The 14,685-nt window shown below is 70.8% G+C and carries 16 protein-coding genes; 9 read left to right on the top strand and 7 right to left on the bottom strand.

What is annotated here, in order from left to right; all coding sequences use genetic code 11:
• The first annotated feature begins 13 nt into the window (after nt 1-13).
• The 3 genes from rpsD (at nt 14) to rplQ (ending at nt 2,464) form a co-directional block, all read left to right on the top strand.
• A complete protein-coding gene (rpsD, locus tag IFY26_RS10540) occupies nt 14-619 on the top strand; it encodes a 30S ribosomal protein S4 (protein ID WP_232548965.1) in 606 nt (201 codons plus the stop codon).
• Nucleotides 620-755: 136 nt separating this feature from the next.
• Nucleotides 756-1,772 carry a DNA-directed RNA polymerase subunit alpha gene (locus IFY26_RS10535; RefSeq protein ID WP_232548964.1) on the top strand — a complete coding sequence of 339 codons (1,017 nt, stop codon included), beginning with the start codon at nt 756-758 and terminating at the stop codon, nt 1,770-1,772.
• 23 nt (nt 1,773-1,795) lie between these two features.
• Nucleotides 1,796-2,464 carry a 50S ribosomal protein L17 gene (rplQ, locus tag IFY26_RS10530; RefSeq protein WP_232548963.1) on the top strand — a complete coding sequence of 223 codons (669 nt, stop codon included), beginning with the start codon at nt 1,796-1,798 and terminating at the stop codon, nt 2,462-2,464.
• A 788-nt stretch (nt 2,465-3,252) separates the two neighbouring features.
• Here the strand turns inward: rplQ and IFY26_RS17905 are convergent.
• The 6 genes from IFY26_RS17905 to trmB all read right to left on the bottom strand — a co-directional run bounded on the left by IFY26_RS17905 (nt 3,253) and on the right by trmB (nt 7,798).
• Complete coding sequence (locus tag IFY26_RS17905) at nt 3,253-4,203, bottom strand: resuscitation-promoting factor (RefSeq protein WP_332836182.1); 951 nt, start codon at nt 4,201-4,203, stop codon at nt 3,253-3,255.
• A gap of 187 nt (nt 4,204-4,390) precedes the next feature.
• Nucleotides 4,391-5,002: a superoxide dismutase gene (locus IFY26_RS10510; RefSeq protein ID WP_232548962.1), complete on the bottom strand. Its 612-nt coding sequence runs from the start codon at nt 5,000-5,002 to the stop codon at nt 4,391-4,393.
• Nucleotides 5,003-5,180: 178 nt separating this feature from the next.
• The gene (locus tag IFY26_RS10505) at nt 5,181-5,396 is read right to left on the bottom strand and encodes a CsbD family protein (protein WP_232548961.1); all 216 of its coding nucleotides are present in this window, start codon (nt 5,394-5,396) and stop codon (nt 5,181-5,183) included.
• Nucleotides 5,397-5,442: 46 nt separating this feature from the next.
• Entirely contained in the window at nt 5,443-6,051 is a 609-nt protein-coding gene (locus IFY26_RS10500; RefSeq protein ID WP_232548960.1) for a class I SAM-dependent methyltransferase, read from the bottom strand.
• Entirely contained in the window at nt 6,048-6,923 is an 876-nt protein-coding gene (gene truA / locus IFY26_RS10495; protein WP_232548959.1) for a tRNA pseudouridine(38-40) synthase TruA, read from the bottom strand. Before truA ends, IFY26_RS10500 begins: the two co-directional genes overlap by 4 nt.
• Nucleotides 6,920-7,798, bottom strand: coding sequence for a tRNA (guanosine(46)-N7)-methyltransferase TrmB (trmB, locus tag IFY26_RS10490; RefSeq protein WP_232548958.1), 879 nt, complete (start codon nt 7,796-7,798; stop codon nt 6,920-6,922). Before trmB ends, truA begins: the two co-directional genes overlap by 4 nt.
• 74 nt (nt 7,799-7,872) lie before the next feature.
• Between trmB and IFY26_RS10485 the strand changes: the two genes are divergently transcribed.
• Together IFY26_RS10485 and IFY26_RS10480 are read left to right on the top strand one after the other, a co-directional pair.
• Nucleotides 7,873-8,283 carry a YccF domain-containing protein gene (locus tag IFY26_RS10485; protein WP_232548957.1) on the top strand — a complete coding sequence of 137 codons (411 nt, stop codon included), beginning with the start codon at nt 7,873-7,875 and terminating at the stop codon, nt 8,281-8,283.
• A 128-nt stretch (nt 8,284-8,411) separates the two neighbouring features.
• The gene (locus IFY26_RS10480) at nt 8,412-8,969 is read left to right on the top strand and encodes a GtrA family protein (protein ID WP_232548956.1); all 558 of its coding nucleotides are present in this window, start codon (nt 8,412-8,414) and stop codon (nt 8,967-8,969) included.
• A gap of 86 nt (nt 8,970-9,055) precedes the next feature.
• Here IFY26_RS10480 and IFY26_RS10475 read toward each other — a convergent pair whose 3' ends face one another.
• On the bottom strand, nt 9,056-11,152 hold the full coding sequence (locus tag IFY26_RS10475) for an elongation factor G (protein WP_232548955.1): 2,097 nt from the start codon (nt 11,150-11,152) through the stop codon (nt 9,056-9,058).
• Nucleotides 11,153-11,430: 278 nt separating this feature from the next.
• Here IFY26_RS10475 and rplM point away from each other — a divergent pair, with 278 nt between their 5' ends.
• The 4 genes from rplM to IFY26_RS10455 are packed head-to-tail and all read left to right on the top strand — an operon-like array spanning nt 11,431 to nt 14,527.
• Nucleotides 11,431-11,874 carry a 50S ribosomal protein L13 gene (gene rplM / locus IFY26_RS10470; protein WP_232548954.1) on the top strand — a complete coding sequence of 148 codons (444 nt, stop codon included), beginning with the start codon at nt 11,431-11,433 and terminating at the stop codon, nt 11,872-11,874.
• A gap of 14 nt (nt 11,875-11,888) precedes the next feature.
• Entirely contained in the window at nt 11,889-12,401 is a 513-nt protein-coding gene (gene rpsI / locus IFY26_RS10465) for a 30S ribosomal protein S9 (RefSeq protein ID WP_232548953.1), read from the top strand.
• A gap of 2 nt (nt 12,402-12,403) precedes the next feature.
• Nucleotides 12,404-13,756, top strand: a complete 1,353-nt coding sequence (glmM, locus tag IFY26_RS10460; RefSeq protein ID WP_232548952.1) for a phosphoglucosamine mutase — start codon at nt 12,404-12,406, stop codon at nt 13,754-13,756.
• A gap of 27 nt (nt 13,757-13,783) precedes the next feature.
• Complete coding sequence (locus IFY26_RS10455) at nt 13,784-14,527, top strand: hypothetical protein (RefSeq protein WP_232548951.1); 744 nt, start codon at nt 13,784-13,786, stop codon at nt 14,525-14,527.
• Nucleotides 14,528-14,685: the final 158 nt, after the last annotated feature.

The following is a 14,685-nucleotide window of genomic DNA, read 5'->3' as shown; positions in this document are numbered from 1 at the left end:
AGAAGGACACACCATGGCCCGTTACACCGGACCCATCACCAAGAAGTCCCGCCGGCTCGGCACCGACCTGGTGGGCAACGACAAGGCGTTCGAGCGCCGCGCCTACCCCCCGGGGCAGCACGGCCGCGGCCGCATCAAGGAGTCGGAGTACCTGCTCCAGATGCGCGAGAAGCAGAAGGCGCGCTTCGCCTACGGCGTTCTCGAGAAGCAGTTCCGCCGCTACTACGAAGAGGCCGTGCGCAAGCAGGGCAAGACCGGTGAGGTGCTGCTGCAGATCCTCGAGAGCCGTCTCGACAACGTCGTGTACCGCGCCGGGTTCGCCTCGACGCGGCGTCAGGCCCGCCAGCTCGTGGTCCACGGCCACTTCCTGGTGAACGGCAAGAAGGTCAACATCCCGTCCTACCGGGTGTCGCCCTACGACATCATCGACGTCAAGCCGAAGTCGCTGAACTCCGACGTGTTCGTCATCGCGCGCGAGCTGCACCACGAGCGCAGCGTGCCGGCGTGGCTCACCGTGCGGCCGAACCGCATGCGGATCCTCGTCCACCAGCTGCCGACGCGTGACCAGATCACGATCGACGTCTCCGAGCAGCTGATCGTCGAGCTCTACTCGAAGTGACCCCACGCGCCCGGGGTGGCCGGTTCGTCCGGTCACCCCGGGCGTCCGTGGCGCACCAACCCCGACTTCCGGGCCCGGCAGGGTGCCGAGCCCACTGGACGCCGTCAAATAGCGGGCGGCGGAGAGGAACCACCACATGCTGATTGCACAGCGCCCCACCCTGACCGAGGAGGTCGCCGACGACTACCGCTCCCGGTTCGTCATCGAGCCGCTGGAGCCGGGCTTCGGCTACACCCTCGGCAACTCCATGCGCCGCACGCTGCTGTCGTCCATCCCGGGCGCGGCCGTGACGAGCATCAAGATCGAGGGCAACGCCCACGAGTTCTCCACCCTGCCCGGGGTTGTCGAGGACGTGACCGAGATCATCTTGAACATCAAGCAGCTCGTGCTGTCCTCCGAGGAGGACGAGCCGGTGGTCATGTACCTGCGCAAGGCCGGTGCCGGCGCCGTGACGGCGGCCGACATCGCGCCGCCGGCCGGGGTCGAGATCCACAACCCCGATCTGCACCTCGCCACGCTCGGTGAGGGCGGCAAGGTGGACATGGAGCTGGTCGTCGAGCGCGGCCGCGGCTACGTCTCCGCCGTCCAGAACAAGGGTGTGGACTCCGAGATCGGCCGCATCCCCGTCGACTCGATCTACAGCCCCGTGCTGAAGGTCACCTACAAGGTCGAGGCCACCCGCGTCGAGCAGCGCACCGACTTCGACCGCCTGATCATCGACGTGGAGACCAAGCAGGCCATCACGCCGCGCGACGCCGTGGCGTCCGCCGGGCGTACCCTCGTGGAGCTCTTCGGCCTGGCCCGCGAGCTGAACGTCGACGCCGAGGGCATCGAGATCGGCCCGTCGCCCGTCGACGAGCAGTTGGCCGCCGATCTGGCGCTGCCCGTCGAGGAGCTCAAGCTCACGATGCGCAGCTACAACTGCCTCAAGCGCGAGGGTATCCACACCGTCTCCGAGCTGGTGTCGCGCTCGGAGCAGGATCTGCTCGACATCCGCAACTTTGGCAGCAAGTCCATCGAGGAGGTCAAGCTCCGTCTCCACGAGATGGGCCTCTCCCTGAAGGACAGCGCTCCCGGCTTCGATCCGCTCGCCGCGCTCGGCAGCTACGACGAGGTCGAGTACGCCGACGACGACACCGACGACCAGTACTGATACCGCGAGGAGATTGAACCACCATGCCCAAGCCCACGAAGGGTCCCCGTCTGGGCGGTAGCCCGTCCCACGAGCGGATCATCCTGGCCAACCTCGCCAGCCAGCTCTTCGAGCACGGCCGCATCACGACGACCGAGGCCAAGGCCAAGCGCGTCCGTCCGCTCGCCGAGAAGCTGATCACCAAGGCGAAGCGCGGCGACCTGCACAGCCGTCGCATCGTGCTGCGCACGATCACGGACAAGGGCGTCGTGCACGTCCTGTTCACCGAGATCGCGCCGAAGGTCGCGGATCGCCCCGGCGGTTACACGCGCATCACCAAGATCGGCAACCGTCAGGGCGACAACGCCCCGATGGCCGTCATCGAGATCGTCGAGGAATCCCTCGAGGAGTCGCGCAAGAACAAGGCGAAGGCGTCCGGGTCGCGTCCGGCTGCCACCCGTACGGACGCCAAGCCCGCGCGTACGCGGGCGGCCGCGGCGTCGGCCGCTGCGGCTCCGGCGGAGGAGGCCACGGCCGAGGAGACCGTGGCCGTCGACGCCCCGCAGACGGAGGCCACCGAGGACGTTGCGGTGGAGACCGCGGCTGTCCAGGAGGCCGAGGCCCCCGAGACGGACACGGCCGTGGCCGACACCGGCGCCACCGCTGCAGACGCTGAGGTTGCGGACGTCGAGCCTGAGGCCGACAAGGCCTGACGGCTCAGCACGCGCGTCGGACGCCCGGTTCTCCCTGTGGGGGGCCGGGCGTCCGGCGTTGTGCACGTGCCGGGTCGGGGCGGGCTGGGTTGGCGCGGGCTGGGTTGGCGCGGGCTGGGGTTGGGGACGGCTGGGGCTGGGGAGGGCTGGGGTTGGGGACGGCTGGGGCTGGGGAGGGCTGGGGTTGGGGACGGCTGGGGCTGGGGAGGGCTTTCGCGGTGCGGGGGGACGGGCGTGGCACCCTCCCGGACGTACGTGGCGCACTGGGGCCGTACGTGCCGCAATGGGCGCACGTGGCGCAGTGGAGCTCACGTGGCGCAGTGGGGCGCACGTGGCGCAGTGGAGCGCACGTGGCGCAGTGAAACTCACGTGGAGGGCCTTGGACGGGCCGCCACGTGAGCGGCAGTGCGCCACGTGGGGTGAGAGCGCGCCACGTGGGTTCTGACCGCGCTGGCGCCCGGGGGGCGGAGCGCGCCTCAGGAGGCGTCCATCATGGGAGGAGCGACGCCGGCTTCGCGCGGGCGCAGTCAGGGTCAGGTCCGGTCTGGTGGCATGCATCGGGCGGGCCGAGGTCGAGGCGAGGACGGTGGCGCCACCAAACCGGGGCGGCTGGCGGCGTCCGATCAACCAGACCAGGCGGTGACCCGGGGTCACATCCGGCCAAGGTACGCGAGATGCTCAAACGACGGTTCAGGGCTCAAACTCCACCACCGATCGTGGAGTTTGAGCCCTGAGTGTGCGTGTCGCCGCCCGCGGGGTGGGCGGGGCGGGGGCGGGGGCGGGGTGGGTCAGGCGGCGTGACGGCAGCCCCAGGGCTGTAGCCCGCGCTGGGCGTAGAGGCGGTTCGCCACCGTGATCTGCTCCTCGCGGGATGCCTGGTGGGGGTAGGCCGCGAAGTCGGTGCCGTTCACCGAACGCCAGGTGCCGAGGTTGAACTGCAGACCGCCGTAGTAGCCGTTGCCGGTGTTGATGTTCCAACGTCCGGTGGACTCGCACTGCGCGATGCGATCCCACATCGCCGCGCGGGAGAGGTCGATGCCGGCGCCGGAGCTGGGAGCCGGAGCAGCCTCCTCAGCGGCCGGAGCCGGGGCGGCCGTGGTGCTTGCGCTGGAGGACGAGGACGAGGCCGCGGCCGTCCGCTCGCTGGAACGGGAGGTCACCTCGCTGGTGCGGGGCGCGGCAGTCGCCACGGGGGCCGGCGCCTTCGTGCCGACGAGCACGACCTTCGTCACGGGCTCCTTGGTCACCTGCTCGCCGACGAGCGCGATGCCCTCGACCTCGCCGGCGACGGTGGTGGTGCGGTAGGTCTCGACCTTCTCGCCCTCGACGCCCTCGGTACGGACCTTCGTCGTGCCCTTCTCCAGCGTCGGGTCGTTGACGTTGGTGGTCTCGAAGGCTAGCGTCACCTTCTTGGTCCAGTCGATGCTGCTCACCTGCGAGACCGTGACCGTGTCCCCGGCCGCGAGGGGCGAGCCGAGCTCCGGCGTGACGCGGTCACTGGCCTGCAGCTCCACCCCCGCGGCGACGAGCGCGGCGGCCACGGAAAGGCGCTCCACCTCGACGGTGGACGAGAGACCGTGCGCGGAGACCGTGACGGGGCTCACCGGCGCCGGCGCCGGCGTGGCCACCACGCTCGTGGGGGCGGACGCACCTGGCGTTGAGACGGCCACGGCGGTCCCTCCACCGACGAGGACGACAGCGCTCGCGGCAGCGGCCACCAGCTTCTTCGAGACAGGCACGACACAGACTCCTGAGGTGAGGAAAATCGACGTGTCCATCGTGCCGCGGTTTCTTAATGAAAGCCACTGGATTCTCAGGTTTCCATCAGGTTGCCGTCCGCCGGGGAGACGCGGTCAGGACGCCGAACGTGCGGCGGGGCCGGCACCCACGATGGAGTGCCGGCCCCGCCGGGACATGCCGCGTCGTTCAGAAGGAGACCTTGGCCGCGCGCGCGGCCTCGAGGCGCTCGGCCACGTTGGCCCAGTTCACGACGTTCCACCACGCCTTGACGTAGTCGCCCTTCACGTTCTTGTACTGCAGGTAGAACGCGTGCTCCCACATGTCGAGCTGCAGAATCGGCAGCTGCCCGACCGGCAGGTTGCCCTGCTGGTCGAAGAGCTGGTTGATGTTGAGGCGCTGACCCAGCGTGTCCCACACCAGCATCGACCAGCCGGAGCCCTGGATGCCATTGGCGACCTCGTTGAACTGCTTCTGGAAGCCCTCGAACGAGCCGAAGAACTCGTCGATCGCGGAGGCGACCTCGCCGGTGGGCTCGCCGCCGCCGTCGGGGGACATGTTCTTCCAGAACACCGAGTGGTTCACGTGGCCACCGAGGTGGAACGCGAGGTCCTTCTCGAGCTTGTTGATCGGGCCGAACTCGCCGCTCTCACGGGCCTCGGCGAGCTTCTCGAGGGCGGTGTTCGCGCCGGTCACGTAGGTCTGGTGGTGCTTGCTGTGATGCAGCTCCATGATCTGGGCCGAGATGTGCGGCTCCAGCGCACCGTAGTCGTAGTCGAGGTCAGGAAGGGTATACACCATGGGTTTCGTCCTCTCGATGGGTGGCGTTGTCGGGGACAACAGCTCCTGTCCCGAGCCTATGCCGTGCCGCCCCGTGCGCAACACCCCAGAGCAAGGCCCCCCGCCAAGTCACCGGTCTTGGGTGAGCACGAGGGGGCCGGCCCGGACGGGCCGACCCCCTCGGGCCACGGTGGTGGGCTCAGCGCCGGTCGTCCCGCGCGCCGTCCACGGTGTCGTTGAACGCGCCGGCCACACCTTCCTTGGCGTCGTTGACGGCGTCCTTGGCCTGGCCGGCCAGCTGGTCCTTCTTGCCCTCGGCCTCGAGCTGCTCGTTGTTCGAGGCGTCGCCGATGCCCTCCTTGACCTTGCCAACCGCCTGCTGGGTCTTGTTCTTGATCTCGTCACCCAAGCCCATGATGGGGATCCTTTCCGTCGGTGGATGGTGGACCCACGCTAGCCATTCACTCCCCGCTTGCCAAGGGTCGCGTCACGGCGAACACGCGGAACCCCTTGGCGGACGCCGTGCGCGCGCACGCCCAGCCCTGGTCGACCAGCCAGCGCTGCAGCGAGTCCGCCCCCAGGTTGCGGCCGACCACCAGGCGGGCGACGCCCCCGTCGGCGAGCCGCGGGAGCCACTGCAGCAGCAGATCGTGCAGGGCCTCCTTGCCGATGCGGATCGGGGGGTTCGACCAGATCTCGTCATAGCGGGCGTCGGCGTCCGCCTCGTCGGGCTGCAGGGCGCGCACCCGGTCACCCACCCCGTGCGCGGTGGCGTTGAGAGCGGTGAGCCGCAGCGCGCGCGGGTTGACGTCCACGGCGTCCACCTGCGCGTGCCGGCTCGCGGACGCCAGCGCCACGGCCACCACGCCGTAGCCGCACCCCAGGTCCAGCAACCGCCGCGCGGACGCGGACGGGGTGTGGGTGCGCAGCAGCACCCCCGTGCCCAGATCGAGGCCGTCGGCGCTGAAGACGCCGTTGGCGGTGGTGAAGTCCCACGAGGTGTCCCAGAAGCGGGCGGTGACCGTGCGCCGGAGCTCGGGCCCCTCGGGGGGCAGGAAGTAGTGGGTCATGGGTTCTCCTCGGGTCGGTCGCGTCGCGCCCGGGCCGCGAGCTGACGGGCGGCGAGCTGGTCGTCCGGGGGGTACCCGACCTCCTCGAGCACGAGGCCGTGGGGGGGCAGGACCGTCACGTCCCCGGCCCGGTGGGGGGCGTCCACGAGCGCGGCCAACCATGCCGCGTCGCGGCGCCCGGTGCCAACCGCGACCAGCGCCCCGACCACCGAACGCACCATCGAGTGGCAGAAGGCGTCGGCCCGCAACTCCACCCTCACGGTGCCCGCGAACTCGCCCGTACTTTCGCGGCGCACCGCGCAGGTGTGGACGTCGCGGATCGTCGTGGCCCCCTCGCGGCGCTTGCAGAAGGCCGCGAAGTCGTGCAGCCCGACCAGGGCGGCCGCCGCCCGGGCCATGGCGTCGGCGTCCAGCGGGCGGTCGACGCGCACCACCATGCCGCGGTGCAACGGGTCCACACCTGCGTCGGCCAGGCGGAACACGTAGCGCCGCCAGAGCGCGGAGAAGCGCGCGTCGAACCCGTCGGGGGCCACGGTGACGCGGCGCACGACGAGGTCCGCGGGCAGCACCCGGCCCAGTCGGTGGCCGAGCTGGGCGGCGAGCGCGGCCTCGCCGGGCGCAATGGGGTCGGGGAGCGCGGTGGGCTGGGGGAGCGCGGTGGGATCGGGCAGATCGAGGTGGGCGACCTGGCCGCGGGCGTGGACGCCGGCGTCGGTGCGTCCGGCCACCGTCAGGGTGGCAGGGGTCTCCAGCCGCAGGATGCGGGTGATCCAGCTCTCGAGTTCGCCCTGCACCGTGCGCAGCCCGGTCTGGGCGGCCCAGCCGTGGAAGGCGGCACCGTCGTAGGCGAGGTCCAGGCGGAGGCGGGTCACAGGGGGACGCCGCCCGTCGCGTCGGCGTCGGGCCGCCGGACGCGGTGAACCAGGTCGCCGACCACGGGTGGGGCGTCCGGCCCGGGGGGCGGGGGGACGCAGGGGGGGGACGCCGCGGGTTCGGCCGGAGCGGCAGGGAGGTGTGCCGCGTCCGCGCGGACGTAGGTGAGGTCGTACACCGTGCGGCCGGCGGCCAGGCCGCGGGCCTCGTACTTGGTGAGCGGACGTTCGGCGAACCGGGGCGCCCAGCCACCGTCGGAGGCGTGCGCGTTGACCAGGCCGGGGGCCGCGTCCAGCACCGCGCGCATGGCCTCGGCGTAGTCGGCCCAGTCGGTCGCCAGGCGCCAGGATCCGGACGGGGTGAGTCGTGCGGCCACGAGAGCGGCGAAGTCCGGGCTGACGAGGCGTCGCTTGTGGTGGCGGGGTTTGTGCCAGGGGTCGGGGAAGAAGGTCCACAGCTCGGTGAGGGACGCCGGAGGCACCAGCACGGTGAGGCCCTCGACGCCGTTGGCGAGCACGATGCGGACGTTCTCGACGCCCTGGCGGGCGATGCGGCCGAGCGTGGACGCCACGGCCGGCTGGAACACCTCGAAGGCCACGATGTTCCAGTCGGGGTGGGCCTCGGCGAGGGCAACCAGCGCCTCACCGCGTCCGGAGCCGATCTCGACGGCGAGGGGGGCGCGGCGTCCGAAGACGGCGTCCCAGTCGACGTGGGCCTCCGGGTGGACCGACGTGGAGGTCACGCGCGGGGGGATGTCGACGACGAGGCGTCCGGCGTGGGAGTCCCACGCCTTCTCCTGGGAGGGGTTCATGCGGGCACTGCGACGCACGTAGGAGACCACCTCGCGGTGGACGCGGTGTTCGGAGCGCGGCACGGCCGTGAGCCTACCCGCGGGCTACGCTGGGGGCACGTCGCCGGGCGGGTGCCCGCGTCGGGGAGGGAGCGATCATGAGGGCCGTCCTGAATCTTGTCTGGCTTGTTTTCGGAGGGTTGTGGCTGGCGATCGGCTATTTCTTCTTCGGCGTGCTGGCCTGTCTGCTGATCGTGACGATTCCTGCAGGCGTGGCCTCCTTCCGCATGGCGGCGTACGCCCTGTGGCCGTTCGGCAAGACCGTCGTGTCGAAGCCGGGCTCGGGCACCGGCGCCGCACTGCTCAACGTGCTCTGGTTCATCGTCGGGGGTGTCTGGCTCGCCGTGGGGCACGTGACGACCGCGGCCGCGCAGGCGGTGACGATCATCGGCATCCCGCTGGCGATCGCGAACATCAAGATGATCCCGGTGACGTGCTTCCCGTTCGGGAAGATGATCGTCGATTCCGACGCCATTCCGGTGGGCTACGAAGCGCAGTTCTCGATCTGAGACGGGCTGCCCGGGGGGTGGGCTCCCACCCTGGGTGGCAGCGGCGTCGGGTCGGTGACGGCGGGGCCGTCTCGGTCGCGGGCTGCTGCGCGAGGCGCGCGGAGGCCGAAGCGCGTATTCTCGCGTCCATGAACGACGATGCCGCCGACGGCCCGGCCGCCCTGCGGTTCGCGTCGTTGATGCGGCGGATCCACGCAGCTCTGCCGGGCCCGGTGCGCCGCGTCGTGCCCAAGACCTTCATCGGCTACGCGTTGATCAACGGCAGTGCCTTCCTGCTCGACATGGCCTTCCTGGCGCTCATCAGCCAGTTCCTGACGCTGCCGTACGGGATCCTGTTCTCGGTCGGGTACGCGCTGGCCTCGGTGTACGCGTTCATCCTGAACCGCTGGCTGAACTTCCGTGAGCACGGCGACCTGGGTAAGCAGACCGGCAAGTACGTCCTCGTCATCGTCAGCAACTATGTGATCTGGATCGTCGGCTTCGCCTCCCTGCTGGACCTCGCCGGGCTGCACATCATGGTCGCCCGCGTGCTGACGGCCTGCTGCGAGGGCATCTACATCTACCTGATGCTGCGGCTCTGGGTGTTTCCGCGCGGCCGGGTCGACGAGGGCTTCGTGGCACCCGAGGAGGCGGACTCCGAGGCGTCCGACGCCCCCGGCCCCCCGCGCGGGGCCGGGCCGCGCTGACCGGTCGTTGGCTCACACTCCACTTTCTGCCTCAAACTCCGTCACCGGAACCGGAGTTTGAGGCAGGAGCGTGCGTGTCGGCGCCCTCAGGGGAGGAGGTGTGGGGGCATCAGCTCGTAGCCGTGGAAGGTCCGGTGGAACGTGCCCGAGCCGTGGGCCAGGCCGCGCAGGTCGATGGCGTAGCGGGCGAGCTCCAGCTGGGGTACCAGCGCGCGGACGACCACGGTGCGGCCGTCGGCGTCCTGGCCCTGGAGCTGCCCGCGGCGTGCGGACAGATCGGTCATGATCGCACCCATGTACTCCTCGCCGACCGTGACCTCCACGAGGTCGACCGGCTCGAGCACGGCCGTGACCGTCGGGTCGGACGCCGCCTCCTTCAGCGCCGCGCCGGCGGCCATCTGGAAGGCCATGTCGGAGCTGTCCACCGCGTGCGACTTGCCGTCCACGAGCGTGACGCGGACGTCGACCATCGGATACCCCGCGACCACCCCCCGCTCCAACTGCGCCCGGGCGCCCTTCTCCACGCTGGGGATGAACTGGCGCGGCACGGCGCCACCGACCACCTTGTCGACGAACTCGAAACCCGCCCCGCGCTCCAGCGGCTCCACCGCGATGGTGACCACCGCGTACTGGCCGTGCCCGCCGGACTGCTTGACGTGCCGGCCCTGCGCGGACGCCTTGGCCACGAACGTCTCCCGCAACGCGATCTTCACGTCCTCCTGCACGACGTTGACGCCGTAGCGGTCCTTGAGGCGCGCCAGGAGCAGGTCGGCGTGCGCGGGCCCCGTCGTCCACAGCACGAGTTGGTCGGACGCCCCCCGCGCGAGCCGCACGTCGGTGTCCTCCACCGCGAGGCGCTGCAGCGCGGTGGCCAGCTTGCCCTCGTCGTTGCGGGACGCCGCGCGGATCGCCAGCGGCAGCAACGCCTCCGGCGTGCGCCAGTTCGGGACGACCACCACATGGTCGGGGTCGGACAGGGTGTCACCCGTCCCGGCGTGGGCCAGCTTCGGCACCATGACGATCTCGCCGGCGATCGCGTGGTCCTTTGCCACGAGTCGGCTGCCGACGGCGTGCTGGATCTGACCGATCCGCTCGGCGCTGTCGTGGTCGGGATGGGTGGCATCCTCCGCGCCGGCGAAGAACGATCGGTGCCCCGAGACGTGGACGGAGGCGTCCGCACGCAGGGTGCCGGCGAAGATGCGCACCATCGACAGCCGCCCGGCGAAGGGATCCGTCGTGGTCCGGATCACCTGGGCGACCAGCGGCGCCTCCGGATCGGTGGGGGGCGGGCCGGCCTCCTCGCCGGTGAGCTGCACGGTGGTGGGGTTGGGGTGCAGGCTCGGCGTCGGGAAGCCGAGCTCGATGAGGCTCAGCAGCTCCTCGGTCCCGACGCCGCTCGACGCCACGACGGGCACCACGGGGAAGAGATTGGCGCCCGCGGTGGCCCTCATCAGGTCACCGAGCAGGTACTCCCGGCCCGGGTCGTCACCCTCGAGGTACCGGTCCATGAGCTCATCGTCCTCCGCCTCCTGGATGAGGCCTTCCATGAGGGGCCCGCGGTGGGTCTCCACCAGCTCCGCGTGACGCTCGTCGCCCTCGACCAACACCGGGTCGCCGCCCCCCGCGTAGTCGCGGAACCGGTGCGACAAGACGCCCACCGTTCCCGTCACGGCCTGCGCCCCGGGGCCTGCGCCGCCGCTGCGGACCGGCACGTGGGTGGGCAGGGCGCCCGCCCCGAGGGCGTCCTTCAACTCCTCGACCACATCGTCGAAGCTGCCGCGCGCGGCGTCCATCTTGCTCAGCGCGATGATGCGGGGCAGGTGGGCGGCGGCGCACTCTTCCCACAGCACCCGCGCGGCACCATCGACCCCGTCGGCGGCGCTGACGACGAAGATCGCGGCGTCCGCCGCCCGGATGCCGGCGCGCAGCTCGCCGACGAAGTCCGGGTTGCCCGGGGCGTCCAGCAGGTTCACCACGACGTCGCCCGTGACGAGCGAGGCGAGGTAGAGCTGGGAGAGGCGCTCGGCGTCGCTCTTCTCCCCGCGGTAGCCGGCGACGCGGGCGCGCAGCAGGTTCTCGAACAGCGACGTCTTGCCCGATCCCGCCGTCCCGACCAGCACCACGTTGCGCACGTCGTCGGGATCGTTCACCTGGATCTCTGTGTTGTTCACCCTCGAACTCATGGCCGACACAATGCCACCATTCACGCCCCCGCGGGGCCACGGCGAGCGTGTCTCCTACGATTTGTAGTGCGGGCGGGTCGTCGTGGGCCGGACGCCTCACGGGCGCCTCCCACTCCGGGAGCCTCTGACGCGCACGGCGACGCGGGGCACCGCGCGGTTTTGACCCGCTCGCCCGGCGCGGATAGACTTGCTCGCTGTTGCGCATGCGTGCGCCCTGCCCGGGGTGCGCCGCGCACGATCCGAATTGTCAACTCTTTAACGGAAGATGGTCTGTGTCCGTGTCTACGTACAGCCCCAAGCCTGGTGAGATCACCAGGAACTGGCATGTCATCGATGCCACCGACGTCACGCTCGGTCGACTGGCGGTGACCGTCGCGACGCTGCTCCGCGGCAAGCACAAGGCCACCTTCGCCCCGCACGTCGACGGCGGCGACTTCGTCATCGTCGTCAATGGCTCCAAGGTCGCCCTCACCGGCAACAAGGCCACCGACAAGCTCGCGTACCGCCACAGCGGCCGTCCGGGCGGCCTCAAGGCCGTTCCGATGGGCGAGCTCATCGCGAAGGACCCGCGCAAGGCGATCGAGAAGGCCGTCTGGGGCATGCTCCCCAAGAACCGTCTCAGCCGCCAGGTCCTGAAGAAGCTCAAGGTCTACTCCGGCCCCGAGCACCCGCACGCGGCGCAGCAGCCGCAGCCGTACCAGATCACCCAGATCGCCCAGTGACGCGAGGAACCACCGTGACCGACACCGTTACCGAAGAAGCCGTCGAGGCCACCCCGTTCACCGAGGGTGACCGCGAGATCTCCTACCGCTCGGAGGCGACGCCCACGTCCGCCGCCCCCGGCGAGCGCCCGGCGCTGATCGCCCCCGGGGCGGCCACCGGCCGCCGCAAGGAGGCCATTGCCCGCGCCCAGCTCGTGCCGGGCTCCGGGGAGTTCCGCATCAACGGGCACACGCTCGAGGAGTACTTCCCCAACAAGCTGCACCAGCAGACGATCAACGAGCCGTTCGTGACGGCCGGGGTCGAGGGCGCCTACGACGTCATCGCCAAGATCGTCGGCGGTGGCGTCACCGGCCAGGCCGGCGCGCTGCGCCTGGCCATCGCCCGCGCGCTCAACGCCGTGGACGCCGAGGCCAGCCGCCCCGCGCTGAAGAAGGCCGGGCTGCTCACCCGTGACGCGCGGGTGAAGGAGCGCAAGAAGGCCGGCCTCAAGAAGGCGCGCAAGGCGCCGCAGTACAGCAAGCGCTGACCGTGGCGCGTCTCTTCGGAACCGATGGGGTCCGGGGCAAGGCGAACGTCGACCTCACCGCAGAGCTCGCTCTCGAGCTCTCGGTGGCGGCCGCGCACGTCCTCGGCGAGGCCGGGGTTTTCGAGGGTCACCGTCCGGTGGCTCTCGTTGCGCATGACCCGCGCGCTTCCGGAGAGTTCCTCGAGGCGGCGGTGGTCGCAGGGCTGGCGTCCGCAGGGGTGGACGTCGTCCGTCTCGGGGTCGTCCCCACGCCCGGGCTCGCGTTTCTGGTCAACGAACTGGACGCCGACCTCGGGGTCATGCTGAGCGCCAGCCACAACCCGATGCCCGACAACGGCATCAAGTTCGTGAGCCGTGGCGGGGTCAAGCTGGACGACGACCTCGAGGACATGATCGAGGCGCGCATGCACCAGACGTGGGTCAGGCCGACCGGTGCGGCCGTCGGACGCGTCACGACGCGTCACGAGGCGGTGGAGGCCTACGTCGCCCACCTCGTCTCCTCGTTGGGCGACGCCGGCAGCCTGCACGGGTTGAAGGTGGTGCTCGACTGTGCCAACGGAGCGGCCCACATGACGGGTCCGGCCGCCTTCGAGGCCCAGGGTGCCGAGGTCATCACGATCCACGCCTCGCCCACCGGCCTGAACATCAACGAGCAGTCCGGCTCCACGCACCCGGAGGGCCTGCAGGTCGCGGTGCTCCACCACGGCGCCGACCTCGGTTTCGCCTTCGACGGGGACGCGGACCGGTGTCTGGCCGTCGACGCGACGGGGGAGATGGTGGACGGCGACCAGATCCTCGCCATCTTGGCCCTCGCCATGAAGGACTCCGGCGCGCTCCACTCCGACACGGTGGTCGCGACCGTGATGAGCAACCTGGGTTTCCTCCAGGCCATGCGTGCCCGCGGCGTGCGCGTCGACCAGACGAAGGTGGGCGATCGCTACGTCCTGGAGTCGATGAACGCCAACGGGTTCACTTTGGGCGGAGAGCAGTCCGGGCACGTGATCATGAGCCAGTACGCCACGACCGGCGACGGCGTGCTCACCGCGTTGCACGTGGCGGCGCAGGTCGTGTCCAGCGGTGCGACGCTGGCGGATCTGGCCGGCGTCATGACGCGGTTGCCCCAGGTGATGGTCAACGTTCCCGGGGTGAACAAGGCACGGGCCGGCATCGATCCCGAGGTGACGGCCGCGGTGACCCAGGCGGGCAGGGAACTGGGCGACACCGGCCGTGTCCTGCTGCGTCCTTCGGGCACGGAGCCGTTGGTGCGCGTTATGGTCGAGGCAACCACCGAGGAGCGGGCGACCGAGGTGGCCGAGCGGTTGGCGGGCGTCGTCCGCGACCGCCTCTCCCTCTGACCGCCCTCGTCCCCCCCGGAGGTGCCCATGCCGCGTGAGCGGACCCTGTTGCCCACGGTCGTCGGTGCGCTCGCCGCGACGCTCGTCGGCGCTTTCGTGCTGACCAGCGGACTCATCGCCACCCAGCACGCCTTTCGCTTCGAGGGGCAACTGCCGGCGTTGCTGCCGTTCTTCGCCTGGGGGGCGGCCGCGGGGGTGGGGCACCTCGCCAACCTGGGTCGGACGCTCCTGCCCCGGTGGCGTGCCGCCTGGGGATATGCGTCGCTCGTGCCGTACGCCGCGCTGATGATGAGCGTGGCCGTCGTGCCCGGGCTGGAACTGCCCTGGTGGACGGCGCTGGTCGCGGCCGTCTGCGCGGCGGCCCCCTTCGGCGTCGTGGCGTTGCGTTCGGACCCGAGCCTCACGGTGACGCCGGTGCGTGACGCCGACGATGCCAGCCTCCGCGGCACCTTCCTGACCGGTGTCGCCCTCATGCTGTTGGCCTATGCCGTCGCGGGGCCCGCGGTGGCCGGCGCCATCCTCTCGGTGCTCCTGGCCGTGGCGCTGGGCATCGCCGCCATGATGACCCACGGCATGGCGCGCGCCTCGCGGACGTGGCGCATGCGCCACTGGATGGCCCTCACCTGGGGGTCGCTGGTGATCTGGGTCAGCGCGATCCTGCGCGGGCTCACGACATTCTTCGACGATTCTTGGTTCGTTTTCACCGTGGTCGTGGCCGCGGGTGTCCCTCTCATTCTCTGCAACAGATCCGAGGTACGCCGTCACGGCTGACACCCCCGTCCGATCAGGCAGTGACAGGGGGGAGTGCTCCCCGCCGCGCGCCGGGAGGCGCGCCATTCGCCGGCATTCACATCCATCACAGTGGCCCCCCGAAAGGGTGAAAAGAAGGATTTTTCGCCGCAAGCCACGGCCATCGCTTGCGTGGGCGG

The organism is Propioniciclava soli (assembly GCF_014858005.1).
In the GTDB taxonomy this organism is placed as follows: domain Bacteria; phylum Actinomycetota; class Actinomycetes; order Propionibacteriales; family Propionibacteriaceae; genus Propioniciclava; species Propioniciclava soli.
The sequence above is the reverse complement of the archived record's forward strand: the minus strand, read 5'-3'. Positions and strand labels throughout refer to the sequence as shown.